This window comes from Paracoccus nototheniae (genome assembly GCF_004335005.1).
GTDB lineage: Bacteria > Pseudomonadota > Alphaproteobacteria > Rhodobacterales > Rhodobacteraceae > Paracoccus > Paracoccus nototheniae.
In genome coordinates this window covers 114,988-134,747 of the sequence record NZ_RQRT01000001.1, presented here as the reverse complement: position 1 = coordinate 134,747, position 19,760 = coordinate 114,988, and the positions used below count along the sequence as shown (strand labels likewise).

Annotated in this window: 19 protein-coding genes and 1 riboswitch; of the genes, 8 read left to right on the top strand and 11 right to left on the bottom strand. The window is 68.0% G+C overall.

The window, feature by feature from the left end; genetic code table 11:
- Positions 1–25: 25 nt before the first annotated feature.
- From EG885_RS00620 to EG885_RS00605, 4 genes are all read left to right on the top strand, one after another.
- Positions 26–508 carry a hypothetical protein gene (locus EG885_RS00620; protein WP_131572529.1) on the top strand — a complete coding sequence of 161 codons (483 nt, stop codon included), beginning with the start codon at positions 26–28 and terminating at the stop codon, positions 506–508.
- Positions 509–673: 165 nt separating this feature from the next.
- Complete coding sequence (locus EG885_RS00615) at positions 674–2,314, top strand: thiamine pyrophosphate-binding protein (protein ID WP_131572598.1); 1,641 nt, start codon at positions 674–676, stop codon at positions 2,312–2,314.
- Entirely contained in the window at positions 2,292–3,461 is a 1,170-nt protein-coding gene (locus EG885_RS00610) for an OpgC family protein (protein WP_131572528.1), read from the top strand. The genes EG885_RS00615 and EG885_RS00610 overlap by 23 nt, the downstream gene beginning before the upstream one ends.
- On the top strand, positions 3,458–4,630 hold the full coding sequence (locus EG885_RS00605) for a CaiB/BaiF CoA transferase family protein (RefSeq protein WP_131572527.1): 1,173 nt from the start codon (positions 3,458–3,460) through the stop codon (positions 4,628–4,630). Before EG885_RS00610 ends, EG885_RS00605 begins: the two co-directional genes overlap by 4 nt.
- A gap of 11 nt (positions 4,631–4,641) precedes the next feature.
- Here EG885_RS00605 and EG885_RS00600 read toward each other — a convergent pair whose 3' ends face one another.
- On the bottom strand, positions 4,642–5,109 hold the full coding sequence (locus EG885_RS00600) for a YHS domain-containing (seleno)protein (RefSeq protein ID WP_131572526.1): 468 nt from the start codon (positions 5,107–5,109) through the stop codon (positions 4,642–4,644).
- 210 nt (positions 5,110–5,319) lie between these two features.
- A complete protein-coding gene (locus EG885_RS00595; RefSeq protein ID WP_131572525.1) occupies positions 5,320–5,583 on the bottom strand; it encodes a hypothetical protein in 264 nt (87 codons plus the stop codon).
- A 311-nt stretch (positions 5,584–5,894) separates the two neighbouring features.
- Between EG885_RS00595 and EG885_RS00590 the strand changes: the two genes are divergently transcribed.
- The 3 genes from EG885_RS00590 to EG885_RS00585 all read left to right on the top strand — a co-directional run bounded on the left by EG885_RS00590 (position 5,895) and on the right by EG885_RS00585 (position 8,098).
- Positions 5,895–6,362, top strand: a complete 468-nt coding sequence (locus EG885_RS00590; RefSeq protein WP_131572524.1) for a hypothetical protein — start codon at positions 5,895–5,897, stop codon at positions 6,360–6,362.
- 101 nt (positions 6,363–6,463) lie between these two features.
- Positions 6,464–6,628, top strand: a complete 165-nt coding sequence (locus tag EG885_RS22590; RefSeq protein ID WP_165570993.1) for a hypothetical protein — start codon at positions 6,464–6,466, stop codon at positions 6,626–6,628.
- 66 nt (positions 6,629–6,694) lie between these two features.
- Complete coding sequence (locus EG885_RS00585; protein WP_242679444.1) at positions 6,695–8,098, top strand: PepSY-associated TM helix domain-containing protein; 1,404 nt, start codon at positions 6,695–6,697, stop codon at positions 8,096–8,098.
- A 45-nt stretch (positions 8,099–8,143) separates the two neighbouring features.
- Here the strand turns inward: EG885_RS00585 and EG885_RS00580 are convergent, their stop codons facing one another.
- Genes EG885_RS00580 through EG885_RS00560 form a run of 5 tightly spaced genes read right to left on the bottom strand, consistent with a single transcriptional unit; the run spans position 8,144 to position 13,752 of the window.
- Positions 8,144–9,784, bottom strand: coding sequence for an FGGY-family carbohydrate kinase (locus EG885_RS00580; RefSeq protein ID WP_131572523.1), 1,641 nt, complete (start codon positions 9,782–9,784; stop codon positions 8,144–8,146).
- Between the two features lie 24 nt (positions 9,785–9,808).
- A complete protein-coding gene (locus EG885_RS00575; RefSeq protein ID WP_131572522.1) occupies positions 9,809–10,531 on the bottom strand; it encodes an SDR family oxidoreductase in 723 nt (240 codons plus the stop codon).
- Positions 10,532–10,541: 10 nt separating this feature from the next.
- Positions 10,542–11,834 carry a sugar ABC transporter permease gene (locus EG885_RS00570; RefSeq protein WP_131572521.1) on the bottom strand — a complete coding sequence of 431 codons (1,293 nt, stop codon included), beginning with the start codon at positions 11,832–11,834 and terminating at the stop codon, positions 10,542–10,544.
- Positions 11,831–12,652 carry an ATP-binding cassette domain-containing protein gene (locus EG885_RS00565; protein WP_131572520.1) on the bottom strand — a complete coding sequence of 274 codons (822 nt, stop codon included), beginning with the start codon at positions 12,650–12,652 and terminating at the stop codon, positions 11,831–11,833. The genes EG885_RS00570 and EG885_RS00565 overlap by 4 nt, the downstream gene beginning before the upstream one ends.
- A gap of 59 nt (positions 12,653–12,711) precedes the next feature.
- Positions 12,712–13,752 carry an ABC transporter substrate-binding protein gene (locus tag EG885_RS00560; protein ID WP_131572519.1) on the bottom strand — a complete coding sequence of 347 codons (1,041 nt, stop codon included), beginning with the start codon at positions 13,750–13,752 and terminating at the stop codon, positions 12,712–12,714.
- 180 nt (positions 13,753–13,932) lie between these two features.
- On the opposite strand from EG885_RS00560, the gene EG885_RS00555 reads away from it, so the two are divergent.
- Positions 13,933–14,988 carry a LacI family DNA-binding transcriptional regulator gene (locus EG885_RS00555; protein WP_242679443.1) on the top strand — a complete coding sequence of 352 codons (1,056 nt, stop codon included), beginning with the start codon at positions 13,933–13,935 and terminating at the stop codon, positions 14,986–14,988.
- A gap of 22 nt (positions 14,989–15,010) precedes the next feature.
- On the opposite strand, the gene EG885_RS00550 is transcribed toward EG885_RS00555, so the two are convergent.
- From EG885_RS00550 to EG885_RS00535, 4 genes are all read right to left on the bottom strand, one after another.
- Positions 15,011–15,775, bottom strand: coding sequence for an ABC transporter ATP-binding protein (locus EG885_RS00550; RefSeq protein WP_131572518.1), 765 nt, complete (start codon positions 15,773–15,775; stop codon positions 15,011–15,013).
- Positions 15,772–16,833, bottom strand: coding sequence for a FecCD family ABC transporter permease (locus EG885_RS00545; RefSeq protein ID WP_131572517.1), 1,062 nt, complete (start codon positions 16,831–16,833; stop codon positions 15,772–15,774). The genes EG885_RS00550 and EG885_RS00545 overlap by 4 nt, the downstream gene beginning before the upstream one ends.
- Positions 16,830–17,834, bottom strand: coding sequence for an ABC transporter substrate-binding protein (locus EG885_RS00540; protein WP_207392152.1), 1,005 nt, complete (start codon positions 17,832–17,834; stop codon positions 16,830–16,832). The genes EG885_RS00545 and EG885_RS00540 overlap by 4 nt, the downstream gene beginning before the upstream one ends.
- A gap of 143 nt (positions 17,835–17,977) precedes the next feature.
- Positions 17,978–18,195, bottom strand: a riboswitch (cobalamin riboswitch).
- Between the two features lie 49 nt (positions 18,196–18,244).
- The gene (locus tag EG885_RS00535) at positions 18,245–19,753 is read right to left on the bottom strand and encodes a tripartite tricarboxylate transporter permease (protein ID WP_131572515.1); all 1,509 of its coding nucleotides are present in this window, start codon (positions 19,751–19,753) and stop codon (positions 18,245–18,247) included.
- Positions 19,754–19,760 lie beyond the last annotated feature (7 nt).

Below are 19,760 nucleotides of genomic sequence, written 5' to 3'. Positions count from 1 at the left end.
CCCCGCATCCCAAAGGAGCCTTGCCATGACCGCCCTGATCTCGACCAAGCCGTCCTTGCTGCCCGCCCTTTCCCGGCATCTGATCGTGACCGCGCTGCTGGCCGGGCTGGCCGCCGACCTGACCTGGGAATTCTGGGCCCGTATCCTGACCCCCCTGTGGGTCGGTGGCCCGCTGGAGCCTGCGGCCCTGGTCCAAAGCGTGTTCGGATTTCGCAACCCCGTTTTGGCCGAACTGATCCACGCCGTGGTCGGCGTCGTCTTTTATCCGCTTGGCTATCTGTTCATCGCGCGGCCCTTGCAGCGGCTGGTCGTGCCCAGCCTGCCGGTGCTGCTGACCGGGGTGGGGTTCGGCATCGGGCTGTGGGTGTTCGCGCTGTATGTCATGGCCCATCTGATCGCCGGATTGCCCGCCTTTCTGGGCTTCATCACCCTGACCTGGGCCTCGCTGGTCGGGCATGTCCTGTTCGGCGTCGTGGTGGCCCTGGTCGTGCGGGCGCGCGGTGATTGACGTCTGCCAGCCAAGCGCCGCCAGCCCGGCGGATAAAAAGGCCGGGCCGCGCTGTGCCCGCCGCCATGCAGGCACAGCACCACCGCCCCGCCCCCACTATCGCCAGCCAAATCCGGGCGATGATGGCCGATTCCAGACCCCTATCTTCGACAGAGGTGCATGACGATGCCGATCAGCCCCGGCCCGCAAATACCGGCCACAATCGCTGCACAGCCCGACCGCGTGGCCGACATCGTCGCCCGCAGCCTGTCCCTGCACGGCATTCGCCACGCCTTCGGCATGCCCGGAGGAGAGGTCGTGACCCTGATCGACGCGCTGGCGCTGGCGGGCGTCGACTTTCATCTGGCCCGGCACGAAACGGCGGCGGCGCTGATGGCGGCGGGCTGTTCGGTGCTGACCGGCGCGCCGGGGCTGCTGGTCACCACCGTCGGGCCGGGCCTGACCAATGCGATCAACGGCATCGCCGACGCGGCGCAGGAACATGTGCCGCTGCTGGTGATCTCGGGTGTGGTCGATCGGGGGATGCGCGCGCGCTATACCCATCAGGTCATCGATCACGCCGCGATCCTGCGGCCTCTGGTCAAGGCCAGCTTTGACATCGAGGCCGGGTCTGCCGGGGCCACGGTGGCCCGCGCGCTGGCGCTGGCACTGCGGCATCCGCAGGGGCCGGTGCATCTGGATCTGGCCCCGGCCATGGCGGCACAGCCCGCGATCGAGGCGCCATGGGGGCCGGTGCCCGAAACCCGCGCCACGCTGCGCGCCGATGACCCGGCGCTGGCCCCGCTGCTGGCGCGGCTGGCGGGGGCCGCGCGCCCGGTGATCCTGGCCGGATGGCAGGCGGCGCAGGCCGGGGCCGACATGGCCGCGCTGGCCGAGGCGCTGCAGGCGCCGGTGCTGACCACCTATAAGGCCAAGGGCGGCCTTGACGAAACGCATCCGCTGGCCCTGGGTGGCGCGGGGCTGTCGCCCAAGGCGGACCGCATCCTGCTGGACCTGCTGGCGGGCGCCGATCTGGTGCTGGCTCTGGGCTATGACCCGATCGAGATGCGCCCGGGCTGGATGGACCCCGTCCCCGCCGACCGCCTGATCGAGATCACTGCCGCCCCCGCCGATCACGCCATGCACCGCGCCGGTCAGCGTCTGCTGGCCTGTCCGGCGCAGGCAGCCGCCGCGCTGGTGGCGGCCCTGCCGGTGGCCGCGGCCCGCGACTGGTGGCACCCGGCCCGCACGGCGCTGGATGCGGCATTTCACAAACCCAAGGATTGGGGCCCGCATGCGATCATCCGCACGCTGGCCGCCCATGCCGGTCCCGATACGGTCGTGACGGTGGACAGCGGCGCGCACCGGATCCTGCTGTCGCAGATATGGCAGGCCCGCCGGCCCGCACGGCTGCTGCAATCGGCAGGCTTCTGCACCATGGCGGCAGCTCTGCCTCTGGCCATCGGGGCGGCGGTGGCACGGCCCGGACACCGCACCATCGCCGTGATGGGCGACGGCGGATTCGAGATGTGCGCCGGAGAGATGGCCACCCTGCGCGACCTGAACCTGCCGGTGACGGTTGTGGTCTTTCAGGATGACAGTCTGGCCCTGATCGCGCAAAAACAGGCGCAGGCCGGGCTGAGCCCGCGCGCCACCGCTTTGGGGCGCAGCGATCTGGCCACTGTCGCGCGCGGCTTTGGCGCGCATGGCGACAGCGTGACCGATGCGCCCGCGCTGGCCCGGGCGCTGGATGATGCCGCCGCCCGTCCGGGTGCCACACTCATCACCTGCAGGTTCGATGCCGATGACTATCACGACGCTTTCTGACTTTCCCGCAGGGACCGCCGCCCGGCATGCCAGCCGCATGGCGGCGCGCGATATCCGGCTGGATGTGTTCCGGGGGCTTGGCATGCTGATCATCCTGATCGCGCATGTGCCGGGCAATCCCTGGACTCTGTGGATTCCCGCGCGCTTTGGCTTTTCCGATGCGACCGAGATGTTCGTGTTCCTGTCGGGCATGGCCTCGGCCATCGCCTTCGGGGGCACGTTCGACAGGCGCGGGCCGGGGCTTTTGACCGCGCGGGTCGCGCAGCGGCTGTGGCAATTGTGGTGGGCGCATCTGGGGTTGTTTCTGGCGGTCTTCGCGCTGGTTCACGGGGCCGGGATGCGCCCCGACGGGCAAAGCTATGTCAGCCGTCTGAACCTGCAGCGCTTTGCATCCGATGCGGGTCTGGTGGTGGATTTCATGACGCTGCGCTATGTCCCGAACTATTTCGACATCTTGCCGATGTATATGGTCATTCTGGCGCTGCTGCCGGTCATGCTGATGGCCGAACGGCTGCACCGGGCGGCCCCGCTGGTTCTGATGATCGGCTTGTGGGGGCTGGCACAAAGCCGCCTGATGCCGTTCCCGGCAGAGCCATGGTCCGACCGGGGCTGGTTCTTCGACCCGTTCGGCTGGCAGCTGTTGTTCTTTACCGGGTTCTTTCTGCGGCGCGGAACGTGGCGGGCGCCCCGCGCGCGCGGCTGGTTGCTGGCGCTGGCGGTGGCGGTCGTGATCCTGACGGTGCCCTTTGCGTGGTATCAGACCCTGCGCGCCTTTCCCGTGCTGCGAGAGATGGCCGATGCGTTGCGGCCCCTGACCTCGAAAACCACGTTCGGCCTGCTGCGATACGTCCATTTCCTGTCGCTGGCGGTGATCGCGCTGGCGCTGGTCGGCCCCGGCGGGGCGCGGCTGTCCCATCCGGTGCTGGCACCCCTGACCAATGCCCTGCGCCGGATCGGCCAGCAATCGCTGGCGGTGTTTCTGGCGGGCATGTTTCTGGCCCAGGCTCTGGGCATTGCGCTGGACCAGACGGGGCGCGATGCGGTAACCGTCACGCTGGCAAATCTGTCGGGCTGCGCAATCCTGTACGGCGTCGCGCGCGTCACCGGCTGGTTCAAATCAACCCCCTGGAGCACCCCCCGCCCATGACCAGCAGCCTTGACGGCATTCGCATCCTCGATCTGTCGCGCATTCTGGCGGGGCCGACGGCCACGCAGCTTCTGGCCGATCTGGGGGCCGAGGTGATCAAGGTCGAACGCCCCGGCGCGGGCGACGACACGCGCAGCTGGGGCCCGCCCCATGTGACCCGCACGGACGGGACCGAGACGGACCTGACGGGATATTTCCTGTCGGCCAACCGGGGCAAGCAATCCATCGCGGTGGATTTCACCACCCCGGAAGGGGCAGGGATCATCCGCGCCCTGGTCAAACATTGCGACATCGTGGTGGAAAATTTCAAGCCCGGCGATCTGGCGCGGCGGGGGCTGGATTACGACGATCTGGTGGCGCTGCGGCCGGGGCTGATCTGGTGTTCGATCACCGGATTCGGGCGGACGGGCGCGGATGCCGACCGAACGGGCTATGATTTTCTGGTGCAGGCGATGGGGGGCATCATGTCTCTGACCGGCGATCCGGATGGCGCGCCGATGAAGGTCGGCGTGGGCATCGCGGATGTGATGTGCGGCATGTATGCGGCGACCGGCATTCTGGCCGCCCTGCACCACCGCGACCGCAGCGGACAGGGGCAGCGGGTCGATGTGGCCCTTTATGATGCGCAGCTGGCCTGGCTGATCAACGGCGCGACGAACATGCTGGTGTCCGGCAAGGCCCCGCGACGGCTTGGCAACCGCCATCCCAATATCGCGCCCTATCAGACGATCGAGACGGGCGATGGCACGCTGGCACTGGCCTGCGGCAATGACGCGCAATTCGCGCGACTGGCCGGGGTGCTGGGCGCCCCCGGACTGGCCGATGATCCGCGTTTCGCGACCAACCGCGCGCGGGTCGCGCATGTCGATGCGCTGGAGGCGGCGCTGCTGCCGCTTTTTGCGCAAGGGACCGCCGCCGCGTGGGAACGGCGCCTGACCGCCGCAGGTGTGCCCGCAGGCCCGGTGCGCAGCGTCGCGCAGGTGCTGGCCGATCCCGACACGGTGGCGCGGGGCATGCTGACCACCCTGCCCGCCGAAGACGGCCTGCCGCCGCTGCGCCTGTTGGGCAATCCCTTGCGGATGTCGGCCACGCCGGTCTGCGCGCCGCGACGCCCGCCCTTTCTGGACGAACACCGCGACGACATCCTGCGCCGGTTCGGCCCGGCCTGACCGGGCCTTGATCAGTCGTCCGCGATCGCAGGCCAGTTGGCCTCGGACCGCGCAAGATATCGCGGGATGTCCTTGCGCCAGATTTTTTGCACCGCACGGTCATAGTTCAGATAAAGCTTGCCATCGACGATGGTGAAGGCTGCGGGATCGACCCCCACCTTATAGCCGCGCGCCACACCATAGGCGCAATAGCTGCCATATTGCGGCAGATAGGCCGCCGGATCGGCCCTGAACGCCGCCCGGTTCTCTGCCGAGGAAAAGCGATAGGTGACCCCCTCGTGCAGGTGGCTCAGCGCCGCATCGCCAAGGACCGGCGCGTTCTGGCGGAAATAGGCGACCAGATCGTATCCGGCCGCACCCAGTCCCGCAGGGGCATTGATCTGCACGCCGGGCGTCTGCGCCACCACCCCCGGGCCGGTCGCGCCCGAAAGGCCCAATGCAAGGCCCGCCAGAACGACGGGTATCAGAAAGGTCTTCATCGCAGTCTCCTCCTGTTCTGCTGTCTGGTCTTCGGTCGGTCCGCGCGCCCCGTGACAGGACCGCCGGGCTTCAGCCTTTTGCGGATGCTGCCGGGCCAGCGCGGATCGCCGATGTTGCGCCGGTCCAGGCAGCACCGCTCCCGATATCCGGCAGGTCTGACAGGGACCGGCTGGCGGGACGGACCCGTCAACCGGTCCCTGTCCGGACGATCAGTCATTTGCGCTCGACCCGTCGATCATCCCCGAGCCGCGGAAAACCGATGCGCCGATCAGCGTGGAGGCATCGACATTGCGACGCGCCAGCTCGTTGCCCTTCAGAATTGTACCGGCTTCGATCTGGATCCTGTCCGGCACGAACATGATCGAGCCCCGGTCGGACGACCCGTCATTGCTGGGAAAGCTGTCGGCAGCGGCATGGGCCGCCGGTGCGAGAACGGACAAGAGGGCGGCTGCAAAGATCGTCACACGGGTCATGATAAGCTCCTGTTGGGTGGGTGCCGAAGCGGTCTTGCTTCACAAGTCAGATCGGCGCAGACGGCCAGACATTACGCCGGTCGCGGCTTTGTGAAGGCGATCGCGGGGCGGCGGGCAGGGCGACGCGGGGTGGGCCCGTTGTCCTGCGCCATGCAAGGCGCGGCGCGAGGGGCTGATCGCTGCGGTCCGATGCGGGCTGCTGGCCGTGCGGCCTTGATGGTGGCGGGATCAAATCCGCCGCAGGGGGCATTGCGCCACTTTCCCCGCTCGCTTCCGCAGGTTAGGGATGCGCAGCCTTCAGAAAGCCCGCCGTGACGCGCCACCTTGTCCCTTCGACCCGCATCGCATTGCTGCATGCCGCCCTGTGCCGGGCCCTGCGGTGGATGCTGGTCCTGCCCTTTGTGGTGCTGGCGGGCCTTGGCCCGGGAACGATGGTCGAGGCTGCGGACGATGGTGGAATGCGGTTCGTGCTGTGCACCGGTCAGGGGATGGTCGAGGCGATCATGATGCCCGATGGACAGGTGCACCTGTCGGGCAGTGCTTACCAAACCGGGCCAGACCAGACCGGACAAGACCACCCCCAGCCCGGCCCTTCGCCTGCCGAGCAGCCCTGCGCATGGGCGCTGCAGGGGCAGCCCGTGCTGGCCGATTCGGCGATCGGCCTTGATCCGCCGCTGGTCTTGCGTCTGGCGACGGCCTTTGTCGTGGATATTCCCCTGCATCTGCGCCGTGCGGATGTCCTGACCCCTGCGGCGCGGGGGCCTCCGGCCATTCTCTGATCCCGGCCTTGTGCCGATCCGGCTGACGGATTCCGGCTGGCCCATCCCGCAGTGACGCCCCGCGTCGCGCAGATGATCCTTTTTTCCGATGAAAGCCCGACATGACAAGTACATCGTTGTTTGCCGCGCCTGCGGCTGCGGCGCTGTCGGCCCCTGCCGCAAGGCCGCAGCGCCGGATTGCCCGATCCCTGCCGTGGACCGGGCCGCGCGCCGATGTGACCGCGACAGCGGGCACGACCGGGACACCACCCGACCGCCGTCCGTAACCCTCGCCGTTTTGGGCGGCGCGGGGGTCGCGCCGTCCGATCGATATCCAACCGACAGGAAACCCCATGTCCGATCCGACCATGGACGCCACCCCCCACGCCGCTGTGAACCGGCCCTCTGGCCCTTATCCGTCTGCAGCCGCGTCCGACCTTTATCGCGCCGTCTGGCGCTGGCATTTCTATGCGGGGCTGTTCGTCCTGCCGTTTCTGATCACGCTGGCGTTGACCGGCGCCGCCTATCTGTTCAAGGACGAGATCGACATGATCGTCCATGCCGATCTCAAGCGCGTCGCCATCGAGGACGGCGCGATCCTGCGGCCCGAACAGCTGGTCGCCTCGGCCATCACCGCCGTGCCGGGACGCGCGGTCAGGCTGACCCGGCCCGCCGCGCCGCATGTCTCGGCCGAGGTGACGGTGGCTGCCGATGACGGGCGCCGCATGGCGGTCTTTGTGAACCCCTATAGCGGCCATGTGCTGGGCGCGCGGCCCGACCGCAGCACGGTCATGTGGACGGTGCGCCACTTGCACAGCCTGAAATATTTCGGCCCCGTCGCCCGGGGCGTGATCGAGATCGTGGCGGGCTGGTCGATCCTGCTGGTCGGTACCGGCCTTTATCTGTGGTGGCCGCGCGGACAGGCGGGCGGCGTTCTGTCGGTGCGCGGCACCGCGAAGAAACGGGTCTTCTGGCGCGACACCCATGCGGTGACGAGCGTGGTCGTCGGCGGCTTCATCGTGTTTCTGGCGATCACCGGCATGCCCTGGTCGAATATCTGGGGCGGCAAGGTCAATGAATGGGCCAACGGGCAGAATTTCGGCTATCCCGCAGGCCTGCGGGTCGATGTGCCCATGTCTGATCAACGGCTGAGCGAGACGACGCAGACCTCGTGGTCGATGGAGCAGGCGCGCATCCCAAAGGTGACCGCGCCGTCCGAGGGCGCCATCCCCATCGGGCTGGATGCCGCCGTCGCCGCCTTCGACCGGCTTGGCCTGCATGCGGGCTATGCGGTCTCGCTGCCATCCTCGCCGACCGGGGTCTATACCGGATCGGTCTATCCCGACGATGTCAGCCGGCAGCGCGTCATCCATCTGGACCAGTACAGCGGCCAGCCGCTGGTCGACATGCGCTATGCCGATTACGGCCCCGCCGGGCGCTGGCTGGAGTTCGGCATCAACACCCATCTGGGCCAGCAATTCGGGCTGGCGAACCAGATCGTGCTGCTGGCGGTCTGCGCGGGCATCGTCCTGCTGGCCGTGTCGGCGGGCGTGATGTGGTGGAAACGTCGCCCGGCAAAAGGCATGGGCGTGCCGCCGATGCCCACCGACGCCAGGGCGTTCCGGGGCGTGCTGGCGATCCTGATCGCGGGCGGCATCCTGTTCCCGCTGACCGGGGCATCGCTGCTGGTCATGCTGGCGCTGGACATGGCGGGTCGCCGCCTGCGCGGCAGGGCCGGACCCCGCGCGACCCTCTAGAACATACCGTGGGGGCCGGGCGCGCGGCCCCCACGGTCAGACCCGTCAGCCTGTGGCCGGGCCCTGATGGCGGCTGGCCTCGGCCGCGATGGCCTGCAGCCGGGTGAAGATCGCGAAGCGGGCCGGATGGCGGTTGCCCGTTGCACCGGGCCGGGGGTCGTAATGGGCCGAGAACGCCGACATCGCAGTCATTGCGGACCCGACATCGGGATGCAGACCCGCCGCCACGCTGCCAAGGATTGCCGATCCCAGCAGCACGGGTTCCCCGGTCGCGGGGGCGGACAGTCCGACCCCCGTGGCATCGGCCAGCAGCTGCCGGATCAGGTCGCTGCGTCCCGCACCGCCGCTGATGACGATGCGGCGGATGGGCGCGCCCGCAGCGGCCTGTGCCTCGATGATCTGGCGCAGGCCATAGCCGATCCCGCACAGCCCCGCGACGTACAGGCGAATCAGGCTGGCCAGATCACGCTCCATCCCCAGACCGGCGATCACCGCGCGGGTCTGGGGGTTCGCATGCGGGGCGCGGTTGCCCAGAAATTCGGGCACGACATGCACGCCATCGGCCAGCGCCGCGATATCGGGGTTGCCGTCCAGCGTCTGTTCGGCCTGCTGCGCCAGCCAGTCCGGCAGGGACAGCCCGGCCCCTTCGGCCAGTGCGCGGGCACGGGGCGTGTGGGGGTGATGGTCCAGCAACTGATCGATCGCGGCCCCGGCGGCGGATTGCCCGCCCTCGTTCAGCCACAGGCCCGGCACCATCGCCGAATAATAGGGCCCCCAGACCCCCGGCACGAAGACCGGATCGCGGGTGCTGGTCATCGTGCAGGACGAGGTGCCAAAGACATAGGCCAGATTGTCGGTGGCCCCACCCTGCGCCACGCCATCCTGCGCCCCGACCGAGCCGATGCCCCCGGCATGCGCGTCGATCAGACCGGCGGCCACCGGCACGCCCGCCGTCAGCCCGAAATCAGCGGCCGCCTGCGCCGTCAGGCCATCCGCCAGCGCGAACCCTGCGGGCACGATCTGCGTGCCGATCCGGTCGAACCCGGCATCGGCCAGATCGCCCAGCCCGATCATGCGGAAATACCCGGCATCCCAGGCATCTTCATGCGCCAGATAGGTCCATTTGCAGGTGACCGTGCAGATCGACCGGGCCAGAGAGCCCGTGGCGCGCCATGTCAGAAAGTCGGTCAGGTCCATGAACTGCCACGCTTGGGCATAGATCCCGGGGCGGTTTTCCTTCAGCCATAACAGCTTGGGTGTCTCCATCTCGGGCGAGATGCGGCCCCCCACATAATCCAGAACCCGGTGGCCGGTGGCGTTGATGCGTTCGGACTGTTCCAGCGCGCGGTGATCCATCCAGACCATGATGTTGCGGTCGGGATGAGCCGGATCGCCCACCGGCAGGGGCGCGCCGCCCGGCCCCAGCACGACCAGCGAACAGGTCGCATCGAACCCGATGCCGCGAATGGCGCCTGGATCGATGCCCGCATCAGCCACCGCACCCCGCACGGATCGTGCAACCGCGCGCCAGATATCCTCGGAGGATTGCTCGACGATGCTGCCCGGCTGCCGGTGCAGGGCGATCGGGTGCTTGCCCGTGCCGATCATCCGGCCATTGGTGGTGAAGACGCCCGCGCGCGCACTGCCCGTGCCGACATCGATGCCCAGCAGATATCCGTCCGTCATGATGCGGTCCCCCCTTGCGGCCCCTTACAGATCGACGCTGTTGGGCAAAATGACCATATCGCGGATCACCACCCCCCGCGGGCGGGTCAGCATGAACAGCACCGCCTCGGCCACCTCGCGCGGCTGCATCAGCGATCCGTTGGCCAGCGCCTCCTCCATCTTCTCGCGGGGCCAGTCGTCCAGCAGCGCCGTGACGACCGGGCCGGGCAGCACCGCCCCCATGCGGATGCCATGCGGGGACACCTGCCGCCGCGTCGCATGCAGGAATGCCTGCACCGCGAATTTCGAGGCGGTATAGACCGGCTCCCACACCACGGGCACGACGCCTGCGACGGAACTGGTGAACAGGATATCGCCGGACTTGCGCGCGATCATGCCCGGCAGGACGGCCTGCACGCTGCGAAAGGCCGCATTCACGTTCAGGTTCAGCACCCGGTCCCAGATGTCGGGATCGCCTGTCGCCGCAGGACCGCCGACATAGGCGCCCGCATTGGCATGAAAGATGTCCAGCGGCCCGACCAGCGCCTCGATCCGGGGCACCATCGCGGACACTTGCGGCCCGTCCAGCAGGTCGACGACCAGCGGATGGGCATTCGGACCCAGTTCCGCGCACAACGCGCTCAGGCGATCCCCGGCGCGGTCGATCAGCACGACCCGGGCGCCGTTTTCGATCAGGATGCGGGCGCATTCCAGCCCGATCCCGGATGCGGCACCGGTGATCGCGGCGGTCTTGTGGTTCAGTGTCATGGCATCCTCCTCAGGCGCGTCCGTTGTTGGCGCGCGACCGTCGCGCAAGGCTGTCGACGATGACCGCGATGGCCAGCACCGCCCCGGTGATCATATAACGCAGGGACGAGCTGAGGTTCAAAAGCGTCAGCCCGTTCGAAATCGCCATGATCACCAGCACGCCCAGCAGCGCCGACCATGCCGATCCCCGCCCCCCGAACAGCGATGTCCCGCCGATCACCGCCGCCGCGATGGCGTTCAGGTTCACGTCGCCCGTCCCGGCCTGCTGACTGGCCGAGGCCAGACGCGCGGCGGCGAAGATGCCGCCAAGGGCCGCAAACGTCGAACAGACCACAAAGGCCGACAGGCGGATGCGCCGCACATCGATGCCCGCCCGGCGCGCGGCTTCGGCATTGCCGCCGACGGCGAACATCGAGCGGCCCCATTTGGTGCGCACCAGCGCATAATCCAGCGCCACGACGAACAGCACGAAGACGCCGAACATCAGCGGCACGCCCCGGCTGCGCTCGAGGTAGGACACCGCAAAGACCAGTGCCAGCGTCAGACAGGCCGCCTTGGCCACCGCGACGCTGAGCCCGGTCGAAGACAGGTTCGCGGCGATCCGGCGCCGGTTGGCGCGCATCGTGCCCCACACGATCGCGATGCCCGGCAGCACCGCCACCGCATAGGACAGCCATGCGGGCATGATCAGGATCTGGCCGAACCGCACCAGAGGCGAGGTGAACGGCAGGTTGATCGACCCGGACGGCCCCAGAATGTACAGTTGCAACCCCAGCAGCGCCAGAAGGCCCGACAGGGTGGCGACAAAGCTGGGCATCTCGAACCGGTTGCGCAGAAAGCCATAGGCCATGCCGACCAGCGCGCCCATCGCCAGCGCGCCTGCGATCGCCACGGGCAGCGGCAGGCCGGTCTGGATCCATAAGACCCCGATGATGGCCGAGGACAGCCCGCTCATCGAGCCGATGGACAGATCGATTTCGCCCAGCAGCAGGACGCAGACGACGCCCAGGGCGATAAAGCCGACGGCGGCGGCGTCGAACAGCATGTTGACCAGATTGGCGGGCGCCAGAAAGATCGGGTTCAGCGCCGTGAACGCGCCCGAGATCAGCAGCAGGCCGACCGCGACCGGCAGCATGCCCAGATCGCCGGACCGCACCCGGTCGATGAAGCCGCGCAGCGCGCCGGACAATCCGGCATCATGGCGCACGCGGCTGTCGCCCTGATCCAGTCTGGCGCCCTGACCGACCTTGCCCGCCAGAGCAGGTCCGTTGCGGTCGGCGCCGGTTGCGGGATGCTGCGTCATTGGATCTGCTCCATGTCTTCGCGTTTCATGTCTTCGCGTTTGCGGGCCGCACGCCGCGACACGGAGTTTTCGCTGGCGCCGGTGATGGCCGCGACCAGTTCCTGATGCGAGGTGTCGGCGGTGAAGACGCCGTTGTTCCTGCCCAATCGCAGCACCACGATGCGGTTGGCGACGGCGCGCACATCCTCCATGTTATGCGAGATCAGGATCACCCCATGGCCGCGCGCGCGCACCCGCTCGATCAGGTTCAGCACCTCGGCGGTCTGGGCCACGCCAAGGGCGGCGGTCGGTTCGTCCAGCATGATGATCTGCGGCTCCAGCAGCAGGGACCGGGCGATGGCCACGGTCTGACGCTGGCCGCCCGACAGCGACGCCACGGGTTCGCGGACAGACGGGATGCGCGCGGCCAGTTCCTGCAACAGGGTCCAGGCGCGGACCTCCATCTGGACCTCGTCCATGGCCCAGGGGCCGATTTCCTGACCCAGAAACAGATTGGCCACGACATCCAGATTCTCGCACAGGGCCAGATCCTGAAACACCGTGGCGATGCCCAGTTCCAGCGCGCGGCCGGGCGTGTCCAGCGTCACCGGGTTCCCCGACACCTCGATCGTCCCCGATGTCGGCTGGTGGACGCCTGCCAGCACCTTGACCAGCGTGGATTTGCCCGCGCCATTGTCGCCGACCAGCGCCACGACCTCTCCGGCGTGGACGTCCAGATCGATATCCTCCAGCGCGGTGACCGCGCCGAATTTCTTGCCCACGCCCCTCAGGCGCAGGATCAGCGCGCCCGGTGCGGGCGCCGTGGTCGGATGGTTCATCGCTGTCTCCTCCCCAGGAAAGGGCTGCGGCGCGCATCCCGCGCCGCAGCCGTCATCGGTTACTCGGCGATGCCGAGGGCCGCGCAGGGTTCGGCATATTCGCCGCTGCAGATCTCGGCCGGGGTCTGGATGCCCGCGTCGAAGATCAGCTCCTTGATGTTGGCCTGGGTCACCACGGCGGGCACGAACAGCTGCGACGGCGTGTCATAGAGGGTCGAGGTCGCCTCGGGCGTGCCACCCTCCAACAGGGTCACCGCGACCTGCGCGGCGGCGGCGGCCACGATTTCCGACGGCTTGGAGATGGTGTTGTACTGATCGCCCGCGATGATCAGCTGCAGCGCCGCGATGGTCGCATCATTGCCGGTCACCGGGGGCAGCGGATCGGTCCCCGCCGCCTTCAGCGCCGCGATGGCGCCGCCGCCGGTGCCGTCATTCGCCGCCACGATGCCCATAATGTCGGCACCGAACCGCGTCACCTGACTGGCCGTCCATTCCTGCGCACGCGGCGGCGCCCAATCGGGCGTGTCGAATTCCGACAGCGTGACATAGGGCGACGCATCCAGCGCCCGGTCGATGCCGTCGCGGATCAGGCCCGCCGCCGCATCGGTGGGCGAGCCGTTGATCTGCAGCACGCCTGCGCCATCCGGAACGCCATCGGCCTGCATCTTCTCGACCAGCGATTGGGCGATGGCGTAGCCGATGCCCTCGTTGTCGAAGGAGACGTAGAAATCGGCAGGCGTATCCGGGATCGGGCGATCATAGGCGATGACCTTGATGTCCTGGGAATGCGCGATCTCGACCAGGGCTGCGGCTGCGGCGCTGTCGACCGGGTCCAGCACGATGACCGTCGCCCCCTGCGCGATCACCGAATTGAACTGCTGCTGTTGCAGCGCCACATCGCCGTTGCCGTTCTGATAGATCAGCGTGCAATCGGCGCAGGTCTCGGCCATGGCCGCCTGAAAGCCGGGCCAGTCATGCTGTTCATAGCGGGTGGATGCCTGATCGGGCATCAGAAACGCCACGGTCTGGGCCGAGGCCGCGCTGGCGCACAGCCCCATGGCAAGCATCGAGGCCGCTGAAAGGGTGGTGATCTTGGTCATTCGTCATCTCCTCCGGTCCGGTTTCGCACATCGCCGAAGCCCCGGGTGCCGCCATCGGCCCGCCGGTCCTGCGACCGACCGGCATCCTGTGGCATCCCTTGGGTATCCTCCCTGCAGATCACATCCGCGATGTCGTCGACTGATTCTTTGCACAATCGATTGCGCAAGGTTGCTACATCGATGCAACTCGGTCAACATTTCTTTCTGGAACAGAACGGGCGCGGATACGGGGACGGAATGCAGAACGGCGCGAAACGGACCACGATCTATGATCTGGCCGTGCTGGCGAACGCATCGCCCAGTGCGGTCAGCGCGGTCCTGAACGGGTCGTGGAAAAAGCGCCGTCTCAGTCAGGCTTTGGCCGACCGGGTGATGCAGGCCGCCGAACAGCAGGGCTATGCCGTGAATGCGCAGGCCAGCCTGCTGCGCCGGGACCGTTCGCATATCGTCGGCATGATCGTTCCGAAATACGACAACCGCTATTTCGGCCATATCGCCGAACAGTTCGAGGCGATGGCCCGCGCCCGCAATCTGTTTCCCGTCGTCACCTGCACGCAGCGCGATCCCGACATGGAGTTCGACGCCGCGCGGGAACTGGTGTCCTATCAGGCGGAATGTCTGATCGCGACCGGGGCGACCGATCCCGACCGCATCTCGGCCTTTTGCAAGGCATCGGGGGTGCAGTCGATCAATCTGGATCTGCCCGGCAGCGGCGCGCCCTCGGTGATTTCGGACAATTTCGCGGGGGCGCGCGATCTGACCAACCTGATCCTGGACCGGTGCCGGACGGATCTGGGCTGGACCGGGCCGCTGCGCTTCGTGGGCGGTCGCCGCGACGATCACAACACGGCAGCGCGGCTGAGCGGCTTTCTGGCCGCCCACGCCGCGTGGGGATTGTCGGTCCCCGACGATCATATTCTGGCCTATGGATATTCGGCGCAGACCGCGCAGGACGCCCTGTCCGGGTTCAGGCCCCGGCAGCCGACGGGCGTCTTCGTCAACTCGACCATCTCGCTGGAGGGGGTCGTGGGGTGGTTCACCCAGTTGCAGGACGGGCGCAGATGGGTCCGCTATGGATGCTTCGACTATGATCCGTTCGGATCGTTTCTGCCCGGCAATGTCGGCATGATCGAACAGGATGTCGACGCCATGCTGGCCAGCGCCTTCGACCTGATCGGCCATCCCACCAGCGCGGCCACGCGCATCCTGATCCCCTGCCGTCTGAGGGCGTTCTGATCCACACCGATGCCCGCGCCGGTCACGCCAGCGGCTGGAACCGCAACAGGCGACTGCCATCCTGCGGATCGGTCAGCTGCGTCGCGCGGACATCGAAGACGCGGGCCAGCAGGTCCGGGGTCAGGACGCTGGCGGGGGGGCCAAGCGCCTGCAGGCGGCCCTCTTTCAGCACCGCCACCCGGTCGCAGCGCATCGCCTGATTAAGATCATGCAGCGCGGTCACGGTCGAGATGCCCAATCCCGCCACCAGATCCAGCACCTGCAGCTGGTGGCGGATGTCCAGATGGTTGGTCGGCTCGTCCAGCAGCAGGATCTGCGGATCCTGCGCCAGCGCGCGGGCGATATGGGCGCGCTGGCGTTCGCCCCCCGACAGGGTGGACCAGTCGCGCGAAGCCAAAGCGGACAGATCGACCCGGGCCAGCGCCCGCGCGACATGCCGGTCATCGACCTCTGACCAGCCGCGCAGCGCATCCAGCCAGGGCGTGCGCCCGAGGGCCACGGCATCGCGCACGGTGATGCGGTCGGATGTCCCGGCACTTTGCGCGACCAGCGCGATGCGGCGGGCGATCCGGCGCGACCCATGCCGGTGCAGGGGCTGGCCATCCAGCGTCAGGACGCCCCGATCGGGCCGCCCCAGCCCCGCCATCAGCCGCAGAAGCGTGGATTTGCCGGACCCGTTGGGTCCGATCAGACCCAGCATCTCGCCCGGGGCGACGGTCAGCGACACCGCCTGCAGCAGGGCGCGACCCCGGACGCTGCGTCCGACCTCATGGGCCTGCAGGGTCATGAGGTCGGCCTTGCGCGGATCAGGATCACCGCAAAGGCGGGCGCGCCGATCAGCGCCGTGACCACGCCGATGGGCAGGGTCTGCCCCGGCACCAGCATCCGCGCGATCACATCCGCCGCGATCAGGAACACCATGCCGATCAGGGCGGACACCGGCACCAGCCTGCTGTGGCGCGTGCCGACCAGAAACCGCGCGGCATGGGGCACGACCAACCCGACAAAGCCGATCGCCCCGGTGATCGACACCAGCACCGCCGTCGCCCCCGCCGTCGCCAGAATCAGCACCGCCTGAACCCGGCGCACCGGCACCCCAAGCGAGGCCGCCGATTCCGTCCCGAAGGTGAATGCGTCCAGCGCCCGGACATGCCACAGGGCCACCGCCATGGCGATGGCGACGGCCCCCATCGACAGGCCGACATCGCCCCACCGCACCCCCGACAGATTGCCCAGCAGCCAGAACATGATGCCCCGCGCCTGTTCGGCGCTGGCGGATCGCGCGATGATAAAGCTGGTCAGCGCGCTGAACAGCTGCGATCCCGCGATGCCCGCCAGCACGATCTGCGCCGCGCCCCGGGCCGTGGGACCGCCCCCCGCCAGCCGCGCCAGCCCGACAACCAGCGCAAAGGCGGCCAGCGCCCCGGCCAGCGCGCCCACCGACATCGGCAGCGCGGCAGACCCGATGCCCACCCCGGCGACCGCCACCAGCACCGCGCCGGTCGACGCCCCTGCCGAGATGCCCAGCAGATAGGGATCGGCCAGCGCATTCCTCAGCAGCGTCTGCAACATCAGCCCCGAGATCGCCAGCCCTGCCCCGCAGGCCCCCGCCACCAGCGCGCGCGGCAGGCGATAGGACCAGATGATGCCCTGATCGATCGGATCGACGGCATGGCCCGCATCCCACAGCTGGTTGGCCAGCGCCCGCCAGACGGTGTCCAGCGCGATCGGGGTCTCGCCCATCGCGGTGCCCGCCAGAGGGGCCAGAACGATCAGCAGCGGCACCCACCACCAGCGGGGCCCGTGCAGGCGCGGCCGGGTCGCGGCCAGCGGATCGGCGATCATTCGGACAGCCCGTCCATGCCCGCCGCCAAAGCCTCCAGCCCGTCGATCAGGCGGATGCCGGCATGCATCGCCTCGGCGTCCATGATCACGATGCGGTTGTCGCGCACCGCGCTCATCTGCCGCGTCACCGGGTCGGTTTGCAGAAAGCGCAGCTTGGCCTCGACATCGTCGGCGGGAAAGCGGCGGCGATCCATGCGCGCGATGACCAGGACCGACGGATCGGCGCGGGCGATCGTCTCCCACCCGACGGTCGGCCATTCCTCGTCCGAGGTGACGACATTGCGCAGGCCCAATCGGTCCAGCATCCAGCCCGGAACGCCCATGCCGCCCGCCATATAGGGGTCCAGCTGCAGATCGGCCGAGGAAAACCAGACCGCCGCCGAGGCATCGGGCAGATCCATGGCCTGCGCACGCGCCACGACCGCCGCCTCGCGCGCCTGCAGAGCGGCTGTCAGCGCATCGCCCGCATCCTGTGCGTCCATCACCTGCGCCAGCTGGTCGATGCTGTCCCACAGACTCCGGATGTCAAAGGGCGCCAGACGCGTCCCATCCGCGCCGACAAGGTTGTTCTTGCCCTGACAATCGGTCGGCATCACCCAGACCGGAATGCCCAGATCGGCGAATTGCGCCCGGGTGCCGACCGCGCCCTGTTCGCCGATCATCCATTCGAACATGGTGGGCACAAAGGCAGGCCGCTTGTTCACCACGGATTCAAAGCTGGGGGTGTTGTCGCTGATGCGTTCGACGCGGGCGTCCTGATCCGCATGATCGGGCAGGACCGCGTTGAACCACAGCGCGGTTCCCGCCATCCGGTCGGCCTGATCCAGCGCATAGAGGATCTCGGTCGTGGACTGGCCGATCGAGACGACAGTGTCGGGACGGGCGGGAATGGTCACCGCATGCCCGCAATTGTCGATGGTCACAGGGTATTGGGTCGGCGCGGCATGGGCGGTGGTCGCCGCACCGATGGCCAAGGCAGTGGTCAGGAAAAATCGGTTCATCATGGTCGTCCTTCATCTGGCGAAGGACGGGGTCGAAAAAGGCGCGATTGCCCCGGGCCGGGAACCCCAGCCCGCGTTGCAACAGGCGGAAGGGGCAGCCGGGAACGGCGCATGCGGTCTTTCTCCGGGGCACCCCGCCCGGGTTGGATACGGTCATGATGGCAGGTCTCCTGACTTGCGGATCGTGGCCTTGCCCGCCTTCCCGGCGCAACGGGCGCGCCAGTGGCATATGGGGTCGGCTACCGCTTACAGTTGCGGGGGCAGTCGCGGAATAGGCGCCTGATGGCTACACCTCACCGCGTTCCCTTTTCACCCTGTCGGAGCCTTGGCCGACACGGGAACCATCATGATCCGGGCATGCCGCCGGGGGCAGGAAAAGTCAATTGCGGATGCGGGTGCCGATGCGGGCCTCAGCCATCGGCCTCGGTGAACACCTCGTCGCGGCGGGACCGGATCTGGGGCAGAAAGACCAGCACCAGCACGGCGCAGGCGGCCAGCAACAGGCCCAGACTGATGGGCCGGGTCAGGAAGGTCGTCGGATCGCCCCGCGACAGGATCATCGCGCGGCGCAGGTTTTCCTCCAGCAGCGGTCCCAGAACAAAGCCCAGCAGCAGCGGCGCCGGTTCGCAGCGCAGCTTGGACAGAACATATCCCAGCAGGCCGAAGAAGGCGACGGCGTACAGATCGAAGGTGTTGTTGTCGACGGAATAGACCCCGATGGCGCACATCGCCATGATGATCGGAAACAGCACGTAATAGGGCACGCTGAGCAGTTTGACCCACAGTCCGATCAGCGGCAGGTTCAGCACGATCAGCATCAGATTGCCGATCCACATGCTGGCGATGATGCCCCAGAACAGCGCGGGCTGGTCGTTGACGACATTCGGTCCGGGCACGATGCCCTGAATGATCATCGCCCCGATCATCAGCGCCATGACCGGGTTGGCGGGAATGCCAAGGGTCAGCAGCGGGATGAAACTGGTCTGCGCGCCCGCATTGTTGGCGCTTTCGGGTCCGGCGACGCCGGCGATGGCGCCCTGCCCAAAGGCCTCGGGGGTCTTGGACAGCTTCTTTTCCATCGTATAGCTGGCAAAGCTGGCCAGAATCGCGCCGCCGCCGGGCAGGATGCCCAGCACCGATCCGACGACGGTGCCGCGCAGGATCGGGGCGGCCATCTCGCGGAATTCCTGACGGTTGGGCATCAGGCGCTGGATGTTTCTGGTCATCACCTCGCGCGCATGTTCGGTTTCCAGATTGCGCAGGATCTCGGCGATGCCGAACAGGCCCACGGCCAACGCGACAAAGTTCAGCCCGTCCGCATAGGCGGTGATGCCAAGCGTGAAGCGCGGCGTGCCGGTATAGATGTCGGTGCCGACCATGCCCAGCAGCAGGCCCAGCACCATCATCGCCAGCGCCTTGAGAACCGACCCATGCGCCAGCGCGACCGCCATGATCAGGCCCAGCACCATCAGGCTGAAATATTCAGCCGCGCCGAATTTCAGCGCCACCACCGTCAGGGGCGGCGCAAAGATCGCCACCAGCAGCGTGGCCACGGTGCCCGCAAAGAACGACCCGATGGCGGCGGTGGCCAGCGCGATGCCCGCGCGGCCCTTCCGCGCCATCTGATAGCCGTCGATGGCCGTCACCGCGCTGCTGCTTTCACCCGGCATGTTGATCAGGATGGCGGTGGTCGAGCCGCCATATTGCGCCCCGTAATAGATCCCCGCCAGCATGATCAGCGAGCTGACCGGCTCCAGCTGGAAGGTGATCGGCAGCAGCATGGCGATGGTGGCCGTGGCGCCGATGCCGGGCAGCACCCCGATCAGCGTGCCCAGCAGCACCCCGATCAGGCAGAAGGCCAGGTTGGCCGGGGTCGAGGCGACGGAAAAGCCCATCGCCAGATTGGACAAAAGATCCATGATCGCT

Excerpts from the sequence above, each read along its gene's own strand:
- EG885_RS00620 (WP_131572529.1), top strand. The coding sequence starts at position 26 with ATGACCGCCCTGATCTCGACCAAGCCGTCCTTGCTGCCCGCCCTTTCC.
- EG885_RS00615 (WP_131572598.1), top strand. The coding sequence starts at position 674 with ATGCCGATCAGCCCCGGCCCGCAAATACCGGCCACAATCGCTGCACAG.
- EG885_RS00610 (WP_131572528.1), top strand. The coding sequence starts at position 2,292 with ATGACTATCACGACGCTTTCTGACTTTCCCGCAGGGACCGCCGCCCGG.
- EG885_RS00605 (WP_131572527.1), top strand. The coding sequence starts at position 3,458 with ATGACCAGCAGCCTTGACGGCATTCGCATCCTCGATCTGTCGCGCATT.
- EG885_RS00600 (WP_131572526.1), bottom strand. The coding sequence starts at position 5,109 with ATGAAGACCTTTCTGATACCCGTCGTTCTGGCGGGCCTTGCATTGGGC.
- EG885_RS00595 (WP_131572525.1), bottom strand. The coding sequence starts at position 5,583 with ATGACCCGTGTGACGATCTTTGCAGCCGCCCTCTTGTCCGTTCTCGCA.
- EG885_RS22590 (WP_165570993.1), top strand. The coding sequence starts at position 6,464 with ATGACAAGTACATCGTTGTTTGCCGCGCCTGCGGCTGCGGCGCTGTCG.
- EG885_RS00585 (WP_242679444.1), top strand. The coding sequence starts at position 6,695 with ATGTCCGATCCGACCATGGACGCCACCCCCCACGCCGCTGTGAACCGG.
- EG885_RS00580 (WP_131572523.1), bottom strand. The coding sequence starts at position 9,784 with ATGACGGACGGATATCTGCTGGGCATCGATGTCGGCACGGGCAGTGCG.
- EG885_RS00575 (WP_131572522.1), bottom strand. The coding sequence starts at position 10,531 with ATGACACTGAACCACAAGACCGCCGCGATCACCGGTGCCGCATCCGGG.
- EG885_RS00570 (WP_131572521.1), bottom strand. The coding sequence starts at position 11,834 with ATGACGCAGCATCCCGCAACCGGCGCCGACCGCAACGGACCTGCTCTG.
- EG885_RS00565 (WP_131572520.1), bottom strand. The coding sequence starts at position 12,652 with ATGAACCATCCGACCACGGCGCCCGCACCGGGCGCGCTGATCCTGCGC.
- EG885_RS00560 (WP_131572519.1), bottom strand. The coding sequence starts at position 13,752 with ATGACCAAGATCACCACCCTTTCAGCGGCCTCGATGCTTGCCATGGGG.
- EG885_RS00555 (WP_242679443.1), top strand. The coding sequence starts at position 13,933 with ATGCAACTCGGTCAACATTTCTTTCTGGAACAGAACGGGCGCGGATAC.
- EG885_RS00550 (WP_131572518.1), bottom strand. The coding sequence starts at position 15,775 with ATGACCCTGCAGGCCCATGAGGTCGGACGCAGCGTCCGGGGTCGCGCC.
- EG885_RS00545 (WP_131572517.1), bottom strand. The coding sequence starts at position 16,833 with ATGATCGCCGATCCGCTGGCCGCGACCCGGCCGCGCCTGCACGGGCCC.
- EG885_RS00540 (WP_207392152.1), bottom strand. The coding sequence starts at position 17,834 with ATGAACCGATTTTTCCTGACCACTGCCTTGGCCATCGGTGCGGCGACC.
- EG885_RS00535 (WP_131572515.1), bottom strand. The coding sequence starts at position 19,753 with ATGGATCTTTTGTCCAATCTGGCGATGGGCTTTTCCGTCGCCTCGACC.